General features: G+C 65.8%; 13 protein-coding genes and 1 pseudogene. 8 read left to right on the forward strand and 6 right to left on the reverse strand.

Features of this window, described 5'->3' with window-relative positions; genetic code table 11:
- The first annotated feature begins 107 nt into the window (after positions 1 to 107).
- Both B073_RS0128865 and B073_RS0128870 read left to right on the forward strand, forming a co-directional pair.
- Entirely contained in the window at positions 108 to 1,247 is a 1,140-nt protein-coding gene (locus B073_RS0128865) for a sensor histidine kinase (RefSeq protein WP_018541565.1), read from the forward strand.
- Positions 1,244 to 1,894: a response regulator transcription factor gene (locus tag B073_RS0128870; protein ID WP_018541566.1), complete on the forward strand. Its 651-nt coding sequence runs from the start codon at positions 1,244 to 1,246 to the stop codon at positions 1,892 to 1,894. The genes B073_RS0128865 and B073_RS0128870 overlap by 4 nt, the downstream gene beginning before the upstream one ends.
- 461 nt (positions 1,895 to 2,355) lie before the next feature.
- Here B073_RS0128870 and B073_RS0128875 read toward each other — a convergent pair whose 3' ends face one another.
- From B073_RS0128875 to B073_RS44565, 3 genes and pseudogenes are all read right to left on the reverse strand, one after another.
- Positions 2,356 to 3,150: a hypothetical protein gene (locus B073_RS0128875; RefSeq protein WP_158690242.1), complete on the reverse strand. Its 795-nt coding sequence runs from the start codon at positions 3,148 to 3,150 to the stop codon at positions 2,356 to 2,358.
- Positions 3,151 to 3,422: 272 nt separating this feature from the next.
- Positions 3,423 to 4,022: a cation transporter gene (locus B073_RS0128880; RefSeq protein ID WP_018541568.1), complete on the reverse strand. Its 600-nt coding sequence runs from the start codon at positions 4,020 to 4,022 to the stop codon at positions 3,423 to 3,425.
- A 116-nt stretch (positions 4,023 to 4,138) separates the two neighbouring features.
- Positions 4,139 to 4,428, reverse strand: a pseudogene (locus B073_RS44565) (ArsB/NhaD family transporter); the annotation flags it as partial.
- Positions 4,429 to 4,741: 313 nt separating this feature from the next.
- Between B073_RS44565 and B073_RS0128890 the strand changes: the two are divergent.
- The 6 genes from B073_RS0128890 (at position 4,742) to B073_RS0128915 (ending at position 14,841) form a co-directional block, all read left to right on the forward strand.
- The gene (locus B073_RS0128890) at positions 4,742 to 6,487 is read left to right on the forward strand and encodes an HsdM family class I SAM-dependent methyltransferase (RefSeq protein ID WP_018541569.1); all 1,746 of its coding nucleotides are present in this window, start codon (positions 4,742 to 4,744) and stop codon (positions 6,485 to 6,487) included.
- Positions 6,484 to 7,665 (forward strand): restriction endonuclease subunit S, encoded by a 1,182-nt coding sequence (locus B073_RS41420; protein WP_018541570.1) that lies wholly within the window; start codon positions 6,484 to 6,486, stop codon positions 7,663 to 7,665. The genes B073_RS0128890 and B073_RS41420 overlap by 4 nt, the downstream gene beginning before the upstream one ends.
- Positions 7,665 to 10,799, forward strand: a complete 3,135-nt coding sequence (locus B073_RS0128900; protein WP_018541571.1) for a type I restriction endonuclease subunit R — start codon at positions 7,665 to 7,667, stop codon at positions 10,797 to 10,799. Before B073_RS41420 ends, B073_RS0128900 begins: the two co-directional genes overlap by 1 nt.
- A 727-nt stretch (positions 10,800 to 11,526) precedes the next feature.
- Entirely contained in the window at positions 11,527 to 11,796 is a 270-nt protein-coding gene (locus B073_RS0128905) for a hypothetical protein (RefSeq protein WP_018541572.1), read from the forward strand.
- Positions 11,789 to 12,412, forward strand: a complete 624-nt coding sequence (locus B073_RS0128910) for a DUF6879 family protein (protein WP_026247825.1) — start codon at positions 11,789 to 11,791, stop codon at positions 12,410 to 12,412. The genes B073_RS0128905 and B073_RS0128910 overlap by 8 nt, the downstream gene beginning before the upstream one ends.
- Before the next feature lie 188 nt (positions 12,413 to 12,600).
- A complete protein-coding gene (locus tag B073_RS0128915; RefSeq protein WP_018541574.1) occupies positions 12,601 to 14,841 on the forward strand; it encodes an ATP-binding protein in 2,241 nt (746 codons plus the stop codon).
- A 112-nt stretch (positions 14,842 to 14,953) separates the two neighbouring features.
- Here B073_RS0128915 and B073_RS0128920 read toward each other — a convergent pair whose 3' ends face one another.
- From B073_RS0128920 to B073_RS46730, 3 genes are all read right to left on the reverse strand, one after another.
- A complete protein-coding gene (locus B073_RS0128920) occupies positions 14,954 to 15,145 on the reverse strand; it encodes a hypothetical protein (RefSeq protein WP_018541575.1) in 192 nt (63 codons plus the stop codon).
- Between the two features lie 236 nt (positions 15,146 to 15,381).
- Positions 15,382 to 15,768, reverse strand: a complete 387-nt coding sequence (locus B073_RS0128925) for a recombinase family protein (RefSeq protein WP_018541576.1) — start codon at positions 15,766 to 15,768, stop codon at positions 15,382 to 15,384.
- On the reverse strand, positions 15,765 to 16,346 hold the full coding sequence (locus B073_RS46730) for a DUF6415 family natural product biosynthesis protein (protein WP_158690243.1): 582 nt from the start codon (positions 16,344 to 16,346) through the stop codon (positions 15,765 to 15,767). Before B073_RS46730 ends, B073_RS0128925 begins: the two co-directional genes overlap by 4 nt.
- Positions 16,347 to 16,349 lie beyond the last annotated feature (3 nt).

Raw genomic sequence — 16,349 nt, forward strand, 5'->3', positions numbered from 1 at the left:
CCAAACCTTTTCCATCGGCCGTTCCGCCGTGGGTACCCCGTACGAAAGTAGGGGGTGGTGACCGCCAACTGGCAGAGGTGGCAGGGGCGTTGCGTAACTATGCTGACATGGTGAACAAGGTGAGGGGCCGGGCCTGGCCGTGGTGGGCCGAGACGCTGATGATCTGCGTCGTCGGCGTGGGAACGGTGCAACAGGCATATGTAGGTGCGGAAGGCGCGCTGCTCAGCCCCCACGTCGCGGTGGCCGTGGCGGTGACCCTCTCGGTCCTGCTACGGCGCCGTTGGCCGATGTTCGCCACGGTGAGCACCATGGTCGGCGCGTTGCTACTGGGATTGTTCTTCCCGTTACTGGTCGTCTTCTTCTATCGCGTCTCCCGGGGTCGGTTCGCCTTCGAGGGGCTGTGCGTGGTGGTCGCGATGGTCGGCAGTTCGCTGGCGCATCCGGGGAACAGCCTGTGGATGACCCGTAAATACGGGCCGCTGATGGTGCTGCTGCTCGCGGTGGTCATCGGACTGTGGACGGGCAACCGCCGCCGACACGTCGCCTCACTCGCCGAACAGGTCAACCGCCTGCGGGTGGAGCGCGAACTCCGGGCCGAGCAAGCCCGGTTGGAGGAACGCACCCGGATAGCTGCCGAGATGCACGATGTGCTCGCCCACCGGCTTACGGTCATCGCTCTGCACACCGGTGCCCTCCAGCGGCGGTCCGGTGAGCTCCCCGAGCCGGTGGCCGGCCGGATCGGCCTGCTGCGCACCGCGTCCACCGAGGCGCTCGGCGATCTGCGAGACGTGCTGGGTGTGCTGCGCGGCCATGACACCGGGGAGAGGCCGGCCTCACGGGTACCCGGTCTGCCCGAACTCTCAACAGTGATCGACGAGGCGCGGGCGGCCGGCCAGCAGATCGAAGCAGTCATCGAGGGCGCCCCCGAATCCGTACCGGCCAGCCATCGGCTCGCCATTCACCGACTTGCACAAGAAGCCCTGACCAACGCCCGTAAGCACGCCGCCGGAGCGACCGCACATCTGGAGGTGCGCTACGGTCCGCCCCAGTCCACGGTGGCGATCCGTAATCCGGCCGGCGCCTCGTCCGAGGCCGCGACCGAGGGCTCCGGCTACGGCCTGGTCGGACTGGCCGAGCGGGTCACCGCGCTCAACGGTCATCTGGAGTACGGTCCTACGGGATCGGGAGGCTGGCAGGTGGCCGCAACCATCCCACTCGATGACCAGCACCGCAGGGGGGCGGCATGATCCGGACGATGATCGTCGACGACGACGGCCTCGTGAGGCTGGCGCTCGCCGACATCCTTCAGGATGCCCCCGGCATCACCGTCGCCGCACAGGCATCCGACGGCCGGGAAGCCATTCAACGGGCCACTGCGCAGCGCCTGGACGTCGTGCTGATGGACGTGCGGATGCCCCACATGGACGGCATCGAGGCCACCAGGCGGCTCATCGCGTTGCCTGAGCCGCCCAAGGTGGTGATGCTCACGACGTTCGATCTGGATCAGTACGTCTACGACGGGCTGGCCGCCGGCGCGGTCGGTTTCCTGCTGAAGGATACCGACCCTGCGGAGATCATCCGGGCCGTCGAGGTCGTCGCTGACGGGCAGGCGATGCTGCACCCTTCTGCTGCCCGACGGCTCATCGAGCACCATCACCACACGGCGCGCGGTGCCTCGGCCGCCGCCCGGGCCCGGATGGAGCGCCTGACACCGCGCGAGACCGACGTGCTCAAGCTCCTGGCCGGCGGTGCGTCCAACGCTGAGATCGCCACTGGACTGGGTATGCGGGAGACCACGGTGAAGGCGCACGTCAGCCGGATCCTTGCCGCCCTCGAGGTGGACAACCGGGTGCAGGCGGCGCTGTGCGCCAAGGACGCCGGGTTGACGCGCTGAAGCCGCGGCGAATCGGGCGGGCTTGGCCGCAGGCCCGAATGCTCGGCGGGAGCCGCAAACAAGGGCTGGTCGTGCTGCACCCCCTATGAGCTGCGGAAATACGCTGGTTGTGACGACGTCGGTGCGTCTGCCGAAGACACGTGTTGGCTGATCTCGCTGGTCATCCTGCGACCAGCGAGCAGTGGCTCAGTGGTGGTCGATTCATCACGTACCCAGGCTCCTCCCGCGATGCGGCGGGCCGCTCGGCGAGCAGCCCGCCCGCTCTCGCCTCACCGCTGACCGTGACGTCCTGATCTGCACGCCGTGCAGTACCCAAGAAGCCGTACGGGACGCAGCCAGCGCCCCGCCCATCCCCTTCGGGGAGTGGCCGGTGAAGTAGGTGCGCCTAGGGAGAAGACCGTGGTTCACAGGGGCTGCGGCCTTCTCCCCATCTTGGTAAGGCCCTGTTTGCGCCGACGAGTTCACGCCAGGGTGTCGATCTTGACGCTGCACGCCGAGCGAAGCTTTCCCAACTGCGCGGCGGCTTCCTGGCTCGGCGGCGCACCGGGGTTGGCGATGGCCTCCTGCACCACCGCCTCCAGCTCCTTTCGTGCCTCGGACGGGATGACGAACGTTCCGTACAGGTGGAATCCGGTCTCTACCTTGTTGCTGAGAGTCCGGTTCAAGTCGTCCCAGGCGTCCTCGGCGGCGTCGCGACGCTGGCTGCGTTCCGCGATCGGGCTGCGCGACAGCCTCTCCAAACACCGCTCCACCTTCTGCGCACGGCTGTCCAGTTCTGTGGCGAGCTTCCGTACGCGCGAGAACACCTTCAACGACGTCACCCCCACGATGCCGAGCACAACGCTGATGCACGTGGCGAAAACCGCGGTCGCGTAGCGCCCGGGGACCGGCAAACTGCGGACCAGGCAGACGGCACCCAGGGTTCCGTAGACCATCGCGGTCACCTGAAGGGCAGCCGCCCACGAGAGGCGGCCCCGCAGCCGCTCGAAGGCGAAGGACGTCGGCTCCCGCACCCCTCCCCCGACGTGGAAGCCCCAGATCATGATCAAGGCCAAGCCTGCTTCTAGGGGGCGGCCTGGTAGGAAGCTGGCCGCCGCCACGACCACCAGGCCCTGAGCCCAGATGTACGCGGTCATCGGCACGAACGTGATCACCCGGTGCCAGCGCTCGGAGCGAGCCACGAACCACGGTTTCGCAACCCAGTACGCGCCGATCAGCAGAACGGCCGTGAGGACAGCCGAGTTGCGGAACAACACCACTGACGTATGGCCGACCGCCACGACCGTGAGGACTACGGCCGCCGTAATGCAAGCTGCGGCGGCCCACAACCGCCAGGTGGACGAGGTGGCCCCGGTTCGGGCGGGTGCCGGTTGGACTGTCACAGCGGGACTCCTTGCGTCGGCGGATGCCCGCTTTCCTTGTCGGCACCCTGCCGACAAGGAAAGCACCCGCCACTGACACGATCAGCGACTGCGCCCTGACCAGCCTGGTGAAGGTGAAGAGGCTGGCCACAGCAGCGGCGGAAAGATCAGTGGTCGCCGGTGAAGATCTCGCGCACTTCGCGGATCGCGTAGTACACGAGGACGTATCCGGCGGCCGGGTCAGCCCACCACCAGCCAAGGGTGGCGTTCAGAGCGAGGCCGAGGAGGACAGCGGCAGCCAGGAGGCCGTCGATGAGGGTGACACGTCCCTCGGTCTTGAGCACCGGGTTGTCCAACGCCGCGCCGGTGCGGGCTTTGCCGGCGGCGAGCGCGAACATCACCGCCGCCGTGACTGCCGTCCACCCGATGCCCAGCAGGGAGTGGTGCGGGCGGAAGCCGGACACGAGTACGAGGGTGGACTGCACCAGCAAATAGATCGCGAGCAGCGCGAAGCCGTACCCGATCAGTTTCAGTGCGCGGTGCTGGCGCTCCTCGCCGGTGCCGGACAGTTCCCAGACCACGACGGTGGAGGCGCCGATCTCGATCAGGGAGTCCAGGCCGAACCCGGCCAGCGCGACCGACCGGGCGTTGATCGCCGCGATGGCCAGGATGATGATGCCGACCACGTTCCAGCCGAGGGTGGCGGACTCCAGGGCGAAGCCCCGACGGAGCAGGGCCTTGTGTGTGGTGGGGTCCGAGACGGTCACCGCACGAGTCTGGCAGCCCTTGGCGCCACCGGCCGCACCGCCGCTCGCTCCTCCCGCAGCGGGCGTCCCTTGCTATCGATGGTGGGGTGGATGAGGCGGCGGTGGCGGCAGGGTGGCACGGTGCGCCGCCACAACAGCGTGGCCAGGGACCCGGCATAGGTGAGGTTGGGACCGATGTTCACTCCCAGCAGCATCGCGATGAGAGCGCCGGGACCGGTGGGAGCAGTCACCGGCAGCAGCACCAGCACGCGGGCAGGTTGTTGATGATGTTGGCCAGCACAGCAGCCAGCACCGCGATGCCTAGCAGGGCCACAAACCCGGTGCCGCCGGGCATCACATGGCCCAGCGCGCCGGCGAGGCCATTGTCGACGACCGCACGGACCACGACGCCCAGGCAGGAGGCGAACCTGCGTCACCCGCTTTAGGGAGTTTTTTCTGGGCGGGGCTGCGACCTGCGAAAACGGTCACCGTAGTGCGGTTGACCTGCGGAAACACGCCCCGCCAGTTCTTAGCGCCACCGCATGGTGCGCACCTGGCAGGCTCGCGATTTTGCCATCTTCCAACGCCTCGCGGAGTTGCCGCCCCGGCAGCACGTGCAAAGCCCCTGGGCCGATCGGCAAGAGCACGTCGAGGGGTCCCATCGCGGAATCATGGGACGCGCTGGCTGCTGCCTCTGGCAAAGTAATCGTCATTGCTAGACGATTCTCGTGAGGAACCTTGTGAGCACGCTCGGTAGCTTCATCTGGTCCATCGCTGACCAGCTTCGGGGACCCTATCGCCCCAACCAGTACGGGACAGTGATCCTTCCGTTCACGATCCTGAGACGGCTTGACTGCGTACTTGACCGGGACCGTGCGGCGGTACGGGAGCTGGCTGCGAGGTACGAGAACCCGAACCGGCTGAAGGTCGAGGTCAAGAAGGCCACGGGGCGGACGTTCTACAACACCTCCAATTACGAGTTCGCGAATCTGCTGGCCGATGCGGACGGGCTGGCGGACAACCTCGCTGACTACATCGACCGGTTCTCCGCCGACGTGGATGTGTTCGAGTACTTCGACTTCAAGAAGGAGATCCTGGCCTTGGAGAAGGCCGGGCTCCTGCGCGAGATCGTCAAGTCCTTCGGCGCCGTCGACCTGCATCCGGACGTGGTGTCCAACGCGGACATGGGGGATGCGTTCGAGTACATCATCCGCAAGTTCAACGAGGCCGCGAACGAGACCTCCGGAGATCACTACACGCCGCGCGATGCGATCCGGCTGCTGGTCGACCTGCTCTTCGCGGAGAAGGAGATCGACCTCTCCGAGGGCGGCATCATCCGGTCGCTGTACGACCCCACCGCCGGCACCGGCGGCATGCTCTCCCTGGCGGAGGAACACCTGCTCGCCGAGAACCCCGAAGCGAAGCTGAGCCTGTACGGCCAGGAGTACAACCCGCAGTCGTACGCCATCTGCAAGTCCGACCTGCTCGCCAAGGGACACGTCGCGACCAACATTGCCTTTGGCAACACGCTCACCGACGACGCCTTCAAGGGCCGCCAGTTCGACTATTGCATGTCCAACCCGCCCTACGGGGTGGAATGGAAGCAGTACGCCAAGGCAGTCAAGGCGGAGCGCGACTCCGCCGGCCCTTACGGTCGCTTCGCGCCGGGACTCCCCGCGACCTCAGACGGCCAGATGCTCTTTCTGCTCCATCTGGCCCACAAGATGCGCGCACCCGAGGACGGCGGCGGCCGCGTCGGCATCGTCATGAACGGCTCGCCGCTCTTCACTGGCGCTGCCGAATCCGGTCCCTCCAACATCCGCAGGTGGCTGTTGGAGAAAGACCTCGTCGATGCGATCGTCGCCCTGCCGACCAACATGTTCTTCAACACCGGTATCGCCACCTACATCTGGATTCTCGACAACACCAAGCACCCCGACCGCCAGGGCAAGGTCCAACTCATCGACGGCACGTCGTTCTGGACCAAGATTCGCAAGAACCTCGGGTCCAAGGGGCGCGAGATCAGTGACGATGACCGTGCCAAGGTCGTGAATTTGTACGCCGACTTCGAGGACGCTGACCCCGAACTCTCCAAGGTGCTGCGCAACGATGAGTTCGGCTACTGGACCATCACCGTGGAGCGTCCTCTACTCGATGAGGACAGGGAACCTGTCGTAGACCGCAAGGGCAACCCGAAGCCCGACGCGAAAAAGCGTGACACCGAAAACGTGCCTTTCACCTACGGCGGCTCAACCGCTGGTGCGGCAGGGAAGCGCGAAGTCATCCAGGCGTACTTCGACGCGGAGGTAAAGCCGCACGTGCCTGACGCCTGGATCGACTGGGCTAAGACCAAGACCGGCTACGAGATCCCCTTCACCCGCCACTTCTACAAGTACACCCCACCCCGCCCTCTCGCGGAGATCGACGCCGACCTGGAGAAGCAGGTCGCCAAAATTCTCGAGCTGCTGCGAGAGGTGGAGCAGTGACACGCTTCGGCCACGCGATGGAGAAGATCGACGAGCGAATCCCCGGTGTCGACCTTCCGCTCATGTCGGTGTCGCAGACGCGAGGTGTCATCCGGCGAAGCGAGTTGACGGACGCTCCTCAGCGGGCTGAGTCCCTCGATAACTACAAGGTTTGTCGGGCCAACGACATCGTCTTCAACAAGATGAGCATCCGTTCTGGCGCTATGGGCGTCGCAGCAGAGGACGGGTTGGTCACCTACCACTATGAGGTCATGCGACCGCGCGAAGGGACGGATCCACGCTTCATCGCGTACCTGATGAAGTCTTCGTGGTTCACCGGGGAGCTCATCAAGCGCGAGCGGGGAATCGGTGCAGGCGACCAAGCCAACGTTCGGACCACGGAGGTGCCGTTCTCGGTCCTGAAGACGATCGAGGCCTACATTCCCGACCGCGCCGAGCAGCGGGCTATCGCCGACTACCTAGACCGCGAGACGGCCCGCATCGACATGTTCATCGAGGAGCAGCAGCGGTTGATCGAGTTGCTCCGTGAGCGTCGTGAGGCAGTCATCGGTGCCGCTTTCCTCGACGCTCAGGCTCAGCAGCCCCTGAAACGCGTAGTCCAGGACGTCACCGTCGGCATCGTCGTGCAACCTTCACGGTGGTATGCAGAGGAAGGCGTACCTGCCCTGCGCGGCCTCAACATCAACCGAGGTTCCATTTCCACTCGTGACCTGGTCTATATCTCCACTGAAGGAGACCACGCAAACCCAAAATCTCGCCTCAAGGAAGGCGATGTTGTCGTCGTCCGAACCGGTCAGGCTGGTGCTGCCGCCAAGGTCCCTAAGACGCTTGACGGCGCCAACGCCATCGACATTCTCATCATTCGGCCGGGGACAGAAACCGACGCAGACTTCCTCGTCTGGTTCCTTAACTCCCCTTTGGCCGCCTCCCGCATTGCGGAAGGCTCTGTTGGAGCGCTCCAAGGGCACTTCAATGTTGGGGCTCTGCGCCAATTGCTGTTTCCGGCCATCTCTCCGGATTCGCAGCGCCAGGTTGCTATTGAGTTGGATGCGAAGATCACTGCTATCGACACCTTGATTGTGGAAACCGAGCGGTTCATCGAGCTCTCGCGAGAGCGCCGAGCCGCGCTGATCACGGCGGTGGTAACTGGCCAGATCGACGTAAGCGGAGCCGCGTGATGGCCGACCATAACGAGGTTGTCTTCGAGAATGAGATCTGTGAGTACCTCGCGGCCCAGGGGTGGCTCTATTCGGCCAATGACACCGGATATCACCGTGAGCGGGCACTGTTCCCCGAGGACCTGTTCGCGTGGCTGAAAGAGACGCAGAGGCCGGCGTACCAGAAGGCACTGAAGGCAGCGGGGTCGCAGGCGAAATTCCTCGACGTGCTAACCGCAGCGCTCGACCGGCCGCTGGAACATGGCGGTGGGACGCTAAACATCCTGCGTAACGGGGTGCAGTACATCGGCGGTGGTCGGTTGAAGATGGCGCAGTTTCGTCCGGAGACGTCGCTCAACGAGACCACGACCGCACACTACGAGGCGATGCGCGTGCGGGTGGTGCGGCAGGTGTACTTCTCGACCGCCGACCAGCGCAGTATCGATCTGGTGTTCTTCGTCAACGGGCTCCCGGTGGCCACCGCGGAGTTGAAGACCGACTTCACCCAGTCGCTGGACGAGGCGGTCAACCAGTACAAGCAGGATCGCAATCCGTTGACGAACGGGCGGCCGGAGCCATTGCTGTCGTTCGGTCATCGGGCGTTGGTGCACTTCGCGGTCTCAAATGACCTGGCGGCGATGACCACGAGGCTGGAGGGGGAGAAGACCCACTTTTTACCGTTCAACATCGGCTTCGACAGCGGTGCCGGCAACCCACCCGGCGCGGACGGTCGGTCGGCGACGGCGTACCTGTGGGAGCGGGTGTGGGAGAAGCACGCCTGGCTGAACATCATCGGTCGGCTGATGGTCGTGCAGACCAAGGAGGAGTGGGACGTCACTACCGGTACCTCGGTGCGGCGTACGAGCATGCTCTTCCCACGGTTTCACCAATGGGAGGCCGTCACGAGCATCGTTGAGGCGGTGAAGGAGGAGGGTGTCGGGCAGCGGTATCTGATTGAGCACTCGGCCGGGTCGGGGAAGACGAACACCATTGCCTGGACGGCCCACCGGCTGGCGCGGCTGCATGTTGATGATCGGAAGGTCTTCGACTCGGTCATCGTGGTTGTGGACCGCACCGTGCTCGACTCCCAGCTGCAGGAGGCGATCCGTCAGATCGACGGTACCGGCAAGATCGTCGCGACTATCAGCCCCGAGGACGTACGCAAGGCCGGAGCGAAGTCGAAGTCCGGTCTGCTGGCGCAGGCGTTGAAGAACGGCGAGCTGATCATCGCGGTGACGGTGCAGACCTTCCCGCATGCGCTGGACGAGATACGGACCGACGCTGGCTTGAAGGGCAAGCGGTTCGCCGTCATCGCCGATGAGGCGCACTCCTCGCAGTCGGGTCAGATCTCCTCGAAACTGAAGCAGGTGCTGACGGCCGAGGAGGTCAAGGAGATCGAGGAGGGTGGCGAGGTCGATGTGGAGTCGGTGCTGGCCTCGGAGATGACCGAGCGGGCCGAGTCGGAGAACATCTCCTACTTCGCCTTCACCGCGACGCCGAAGAGCAAGACCCTCGAACTGTTCGGCCGCAAGGGGCCCGACGGCAAACCGTATGAGTTCCACCTGTACTCGATGCAGCAGGCGATCGAGGAGGGCTACATCCTCGACGTGCTCAAGGGCTACCAGCACTATGACACCGCGTTGAAGATCGCCGGCAGGGCCGAGAGCGGTGACGGAGGGGAGGTCGAGGAGGGCGCCGCTCGCAAGGGTCTGATGCGGTGGGTGCAGCTCCACCCGACGAACATCAGCCAGAAGGTGCAGATCATCGTCGAGCACTTCCACGCCAACGTCGCCTACCTCCTCGAAGGCAAGGCCAAGGCGATGGTGGTGACCGGCTCACGCAAGTCCGCGGTGAAGTACAAACGGGCCATCGACGCCTACATCGCCAAGCGCAGCGCCTCGGACGCCTCGTACAACTACCGCACCCTGGTCGCCTTCTCCGCTGGGGTGACGATGCCCGAGGACGAGACCTGGCACAGCGACTGGGGCCCGCAGCCGTCGAAGGATGACGAGTTCACCGAGGCCAACATGAACCCTGGCGCCGGGGCTGATCTGGCAGCCGCGTTCAAGGGCGAGACGTACAAGATCATGCTGGTCGCCAGCAAGTTCCAGACCGGCTTCGACCAGCCCCTGCTCTCGGCGATGTACATCGACAAGAAGCTGCCGGGGATCACGGCGGTGCAGACCCTCTCGCGGCTCAACCGCACCCACCGCACCGCTGGTGGGGAGCAGAAGCGCAAGACGTTCGTCATTGACTTCGCCAACAAGCCCGAGGACATCAAGGCGGCCTTCGAGCCGTACTTCAAGAACGCGACCCTGGAGACCGAGACCGATCCGTACGTCGTCGTCCACCTGGCTAACAAGCTCGCCCAGGCCGGAATATACACCGAGGACGACGTCCGCAAGGTCGCCGAGCTGTGGGTGACCCGCAAGGGCAACAACGCGCTCTCGGCGGCGATCAGCCCGGCGCAGCACGACTTCCGACGCCGCTACGCACGGGCGATCGAGGAAGAGGACAAGGTCGCCCTCAACGCGCTCGACCTGTTCCGCAAGGACGTCTCCACCTACGTACGCCTCTATGACTTCATGTCTCAGATCGTCGACTACGGCGACCCATACATGGAGATGCTCTCGATCTTCCTGCGCCTGCTGGAGAAGGTCATCGCCGAGTCCGCCTGGGCGGCCGACGTCGATCTCTCCGACGTGGTGCTGGTCGGGGTCAAGCACAACAAGGCGAACCCGGTCGACATCTCACTCGTGGGCGACGGGCAGCTGAAGGGCATCAGCGCCGCCGGCACGGGCACGAAGAAGGAACCGAAGTACGTTGCGCTCCAAGTCGTCATAGACAAAATGAACGACCTCTTCGGCGCCGAATCGTTCGCCGAGTACCAGATTCGGGAGTTCGTGCAGGGGCTCGTACAGCGGTTGCTCGCCGACCCGAACCTGATCAACCAGACTAAGGTGAACTCCAAGAAGCAGTTCCTGGAGTCACCAGACTTCCAAGCAGCCGTCACGGAGGCGGTTGCGGACAACCAGGACGCCCACAACACGATGGCTGACTACTTCTTCACCGATGGGCCGGCTATCAACTCGATCATCGTCGCCCTCGCGGACGCCTTCTACGAAGCAGCGGTCGATCAGCAGGTGGATTCTTAGATACAGCAGCATGCATGCCCCGCATGTTTCGCCCCAGCGGACCACCCCCGCTGCGGAGGTGAGGGCAGCAGGGCCCGTGGGCCCTGCTGCCCGAGCCCGACCCAGTAGGCCGCGCTTACCACTTCGCGCAGCGCGGCGTGGAGACGGCCGCTGACCGGCATGGGACGGTCGGACTTTGGCTCCTTGGCCTCCAGGCCCCAGGCCGCCGCGATACTGGGCGACGCGAAGACCGTACGGGCCGCCAACGAGCAGGAGCCCTCCCGGCCGCTGGACGGAAGGACTCCTGACCTGGTGTGCCCCCGGCGTGGGACGTGGAACATGGGAACTAGGAGCGGTTCATACCGCGTCTCGCGCGGGGCTCACTGACGGCGCGTGGCGGATAAGGCCGTCGAAAGTCGTGAAGTTGGGCGGCGGGCGGGCTGGGGCGCTGGCAGTGCCTGTCTCTGGTGGGATACCGAGCTGTGCCAGCGAGGGCGCTGGAGACGGCTCAGTCGTGGTGAAGTGGTGGCGCGAGTACCTCTACTGAAGATGTCAGTGCCCTACGGCCCCCGAATGTCTCCCTAGCCAGCGATCATGGCCCTTGATGTATCCGCTCGGCGGCACGCCCGGCATTCTCAAGAGCTACCCGTTCTCCGCAGCGACGTGAATTCGCACTCCCCGCGCCCCGTCTCGCACGGTATCGTGCCCGTGGCATTCCGTTACAGCGGGGACCTGGAGGTGGCTCGTCGTGGCCCGAGCCTGGGAAGCTGACCTGTCGGCGTTATTCGTCAAGCGGTTGGGGAAGTCGGCGGAAGAGCTGGGCAACTCGCAGGGCCGGGAGCAGTGCCCGGACATCTGGCAGCTCAGCAACGGCGATGTCGCTGTCATCGGCCGCGACGTGACCGACCACTACGGTTCGCGCCTGCCGGAGGGCGTGACCCTCGGGGATGACGAACGGCTCGTCGTCATCCCGGGCAACATGCTCATCGCAGCGAAGCCGGACATTCCCGATGCTTGACGTGCATGCTCCGGCCCTCCCCGTGGAGCGTGGCCGGCGGCTTGGCAACGAGGAGTATCTTCGCGATTTTCGTGCCAGGGATGCGGCGATCCGCAACGGTGACTCGTGGAAGCTTGAACGGCTACAGCACTTCGAAGAGGTAGGTAGTCCGTCACGGGACGCGTTGCGACGTGGCGACTGGGCCACCGCACTGCGCTTGTTCGAAGAGGGCCGTGACAACCTACGCGGGATCCAAGCGGATGAAGAGGCCCGTGGCTCGGTGTTTCACCGGGTGCGCGTGGTGGAGGAGCCGCTGACGCCGTATGTGCAGTGGGAGCTGCATTCTCTGCGGATCAGTGCTGAGTACGGGGAGCGGGTGCGGATCCTGCCGGCGAAGGCGGTCGCCGCGGCTGAGGTCGACGGACTGCTTCCGGAGCTGACCATTCAGGACGGCGAGGTGCTCTTCCGCGTCCTGTACACCGATTCCGGGGTGCCGGATGGTGCGATCCGCTTCACTGAACCGGATGTTGTCGATTCGTGGGTGGCGTACGTGCGGAGCGCCTACGCGGCTGCGGAGGACATCGTGTCCTATTTCGACCGTGTCGTCGCACCGCTTCCGCCGCCACCGGCGGCCTGACCAGAAGGGATGCATTCAGCGGCATGTCGGCAGGCGCCAACGGGTGGTCCGGTGACTCGACCAACGACCTCTCGGGAGAGTCTCGAGATGTGGTCCAGGCCGGGAGTGTCTCCGGTGGCGTTCACTTCCATCAGGCGCCGGGAGCACCTGACCGCCCGTTGACTACCCCTCGGCAGCTTCCTGCGGACGTGCATGCCTTCGTCAACCGCACTGTCGAACTCGGGCAGTTGAACGCCGTCCTGACGGGGCGAGATGGCGGTCAGCTCGTCGTCTCTGTGCATGTGGTGGCCGGTACGGCCGGGGCGGGCAAGACTTCCCTGGTCCTGCACTGGGCCCACCAGGTCAAGGACCGCTTCCCTGACGGGCAGCTCTTCGTGAATCTGCGGGGCTACGACCCGCGTGAGCCGGTCACCGCAGAGCAGGCGTTACGCCGCTTCCTGACCGCGTTCGGCGTGCCCTCGGGCGACGTACCGCAGGATGTGGACGACGCGGCCGCGCTCTACCGTTCTCTCCTCGCTGACCGTCGGATGCTCATCGTGCTCGACAACGCTGCCACCGTCGGTCAGGTACGGCCGCTGATTCCCGGCAGCGGAGACAATCTGGTCTTGGTGACCAGTCGCAGCCGCTTGGCAGGCCTCACCGTGCGCGACGGCGCTCGCAGGATCACCCTCGGCACGCTTCCCGAGCCGGAGGCCGTCGCACTGTTGCGGGCCGTCACGCAGGACTACCGCCCGGGTGACGCTCCGGACAAGCTGACGGAGCTGGCTCGGCTGTGCGCACACCTCCCGCTCGCCCTGCGGATAGCAGCCGAGCGCGCCGCCAGTCACCCGCACCTGAGCCTTGATGACCTGCTTGCCGACCTGCACGACGAGTCCGCACTCTGGGACGCGCTCAGCACGGGAATCGACGAGGAGGCCGAAGCCGTCCGGACCGTCTTCGCCTGGTCCTACCGCGCGCTGCCACCGCAGTCGGGACGCCTCTTCCGACTCCTCGGCCTGCACCCGGGACCCGAGTTCGGGCTCCACGCGGCTGCCGCGCTCGCCGACCTCACCCGCAGCCGCGCCCGCCAGCTCCTCGACGACCTCGTCGGCGCCCACCTGCTGGAGCAGACCGGCCCCGACCGCTACCAGTTCCACGACCTCCTGCGCGCCTACGCCTCCGACCAGGCCCACGACGAGGAACCGGCCGAGGAGCGCGAAGCCGCCCTGCGCCGCGCGCTGGACTGGTACCTGCACACTGCCGACGCGGCACAGACATGGCTCCAACCCGGCGAGGACCATCTACCGCTACCTGAGGCGACCACTCAACTGCCGCCACTGGCCTTCGCCGACTACGACGCCGCCGCCGACTGGGCAGAACGCGAACGCGCCACCTTCCCACACGTCGTACGAGCCGCTGCCACGGCCGGGCTACACCAGCACGCCTGGCAGCTCACCGCAACGCTCTGGAACGCGTTGTCCGCTTCCGCTGCCTTCGCGGACTGGCTCGACTTCGCACCCATCGGCCTGGCCTCCGCCGAGCAGGCAGACGACACAGACGGGCAGCTGCTGCTGCTCAACCAGCTCGGTATGTCCCACCGTTCCGTCAACCAGCTCGACCAGGCAGTCGCCTTCTTGAACCGCGCCCTCGTTCTCGCCCGCACCGCGGGGAAGCGGATGGACGAGGCGCACGCCCTCAACCTCCTGGGCCTCATCCACCTGCGCACCCGCCGACTCGAGGCGGCCGCCGCCCACTTCGTAGAGGCCATCGGTATCTTCCGCGACGTAGGAGGCGAACGCTGGGCCGCCTCAGCCCAGTCCAACCTGGCCGGCGCCCACCTGGAAGCAGGCCACCTCGGGGAAGCGGACACCGCGATCCAAGCCGCCCTCGCCGCACACCGCGCCCTGGACAACCAGCAGAGCGTCGGCAACTCCCTGTGGCTCGCCGCAGAACTCCATCGCGAGCGGGACGAGATCGAGGCCGCCCGAGAGGCCATCGACGAAGCCCTCGGCATCGCGCTGAGCCTGCGCAATCGTGGACTGGAGGGCTTCTGGCTGCTCACCCTCGGCGGCATCCAGCGCACCGCCGGTCAGCACGGCGATGCTCTGGCCTCCTACCGGCAGTCGGCCCTGCTCCACCGGCGCCTCGGCGATCGCAGCCGTGAAGCCCTGGCCTGGCGCGGCACGGGCCAGACGTACGCCGCAATGGACCGCTGCAGCGAGGCCGCTGCCTTCCACCGACAAGCCGCAGCGGTCCACCGCGACCTCGGGGACGAGTGGGAGCTCGCCGTGGAGCTCGACCACCTGGCCGCTGCCGTCCACCCGCAAGACCCGGAGGCGGCTCGCACCCACTGGGCCGAGGCCCTGACCTACCTGATCCCGTACACCGATCCCCGGGCCACGGCCATGCGCTCACGCTTGGAGAGGCGGGTGGCTGAAGCCGGCGACTGAACACGTTGCCTACCCTCTCTCGGTACCGTGGGTTGCGGGGCCGCTGTGGCGGGAGTACTGAGGCCGTTGCCAGGTAGGCCGGCTGACCGGCCCGCTCTCGTCTGCCGTCAGCTCACCGGGGAGTGACGTCTGCAATTCGCTGTGCGCGCGTGCGCTTTACCCGCAACTGTTTTGGATCGGTCGCCGGCCACTCCGGGTACCCCGGCCTCCGGAGGATCACTACGTCCTCCCTGATGTCCGTCACGATGGCAACGCGGTCTGGCGCGTACTCGACCTCATCTCCCACAGCGGGATTGATGGTCATTCGATGGTCTCCTCTTTGCCGGGGTGATGAGGGCGACTGTGCAGGTCTGACAGACAGGTAGTTCACCGGGCCGGGGTACTCCTTCCATCTCGGACGTATGCCCACTTCCGGATGGAATTGGAGTGCATGCAGGTGCTTGAGCTAGCCATGACCTCCGCCGATGACGCCAATGGTGAGTACAAGGGTCAGCGCGACGAGGCACGTCAGATAGGTGAGCATGCGCCGGTGATCAGGAGTCACGGATGCCTTCCGAGGAGAACGGCACCCCGTGTAGGCCGGTCACAGTCGCCGAACGTCGTGGCCGTCCGACCGCCGACCTTGACGATGCGCCGTTGAAGCAGCTGACGGTGCGTGGCGTCGGTGGCCAGCCTCTCCCAGGTGTGCACCAGGCACACCACTTCGCGCCGACCCGCCTCCGTCCGCATGGCAGCCAGCATGCTGTCCAGCTGCGGGCGATGTGTGCTCAGTGCATGGTCGCCGAGGTCGAACCAGCGGCCGGCAAGGCCCCAGCCCATGCGCTCGGCGTAGTGGTGGCAGCCCTCCAGCCGCATGTGGAGCTGGCGGTGAGAGCGGCTGGCGCACCGGTCGTAGACGAAGGCCAGCGGGGCGCGCGTGACTGTCATCGCCGCGACCCCGCTGTGTGCCAGGCCAGCAGGTATTGGCAATCCCGAGCGAGCTGGTGCACCCGGATTTGAGCGGACAGTACGCCCCGCCCAAGGCTCCGCTGGGTCTGCCGCCAGATTCCATCGAGACGAGCGTGCAGCCGGTGCGCTTCGATGCTGTTGGGCCACAGAGATCGAGCCGACTCACGTACCTCAGGGAGGAGGAGAGCAACGTGCCCACGCAATTCCTCTTCCAACTCGGTCAGCGCGTCTGGGTCCGGTCGGCCGGACCCGAGACGGAGCGCGCGTTGAATGGTCGCACTGATGAGTTCGACATCGACCGGTAGCGACTCACCTCTGGAGCCGGCGTTTACGAGGTACGCGACCCGGTGGGCAGTTTCCTGCTCATCGCCGTATTGCCCGACCTCGTACCCGTAGGCCGTGACGTATCGGCCATTGACGGCGGTAACGTCCTCGTGGACTGCTGAGTTCAGCGGATGCGAAACGGAGACGGCGGCTGAGTCAGCCCAGACGACTGCGACACCGTTCGCTTCGAGATGCTCGGCCAGAATGGCGGCCGAGTCGTTGCTCGTGTCCATGGC

This window comes from Streptomyces sp. MspMP-M5 (assembly GCF_000373585.1).
Taxonomy (GTDB): Bacteria; Actinomycetota; Actinomycetes; order Streptomycetales; family Streptomycetaceae; genus Streptomyces.

What these genes read in the sequence shown, in the direction of transcription:
- B073_RS0128865 (WP_018541565.1), top strand. Translation starts at nt 108, where the DNA reads ATGGTGAACAAGGTGAGGGGCCGGGCCTGGCCGTGGTGGGCCGAGACG.
- B073_RS0128870 (WP_018541566.1), top strand. Translation starts at nt 1,244, where the DNA reads ATGATCCGGACGATGATCGTCGACGACGACGGCCTCGTGAGGCTGGCG.
- B073_RS0128900 (WP_018541571.1), top strand. Translation starts at nt 7,665, where the DNA reads ATGGCCGACCATAACGAGGTTGTCTTCGAGAATGAGATCTGTGAGTAC.
- B073_RS0128910 (WP_026247825.1), top strand. Translation starts at nt 11,789, where the DNA reads ATGCTTGACGTGCATGCTCCGGCCCTCCCCGTGGAGCGTGGCCGGCGG.
- B073_RS0128920 (WP_018541575.1), bottom strand. Translation starts at nt 15,145, where the DNA reads ATGACCATCAATCCCGCTGTGGGAGATGAGGTCGAGTACGCGCCAGAC.
- B073_RS0128925 (WP_018541576.1), bottom strand. Translation starts at nt 15,768, where the DNA reads ATGACAGTCACGCGCGCCCCGCTGGCCTTCGTCTACGACCGGTGCGCC.
- B073_RS46730 (WP_158690243.1), bottom strand. Translation starts at nt 16,346, where the DNA reads ATGGACACGAGCAACGACTCGGCCGCCATTCTGGCCGAGCATCTCGAA.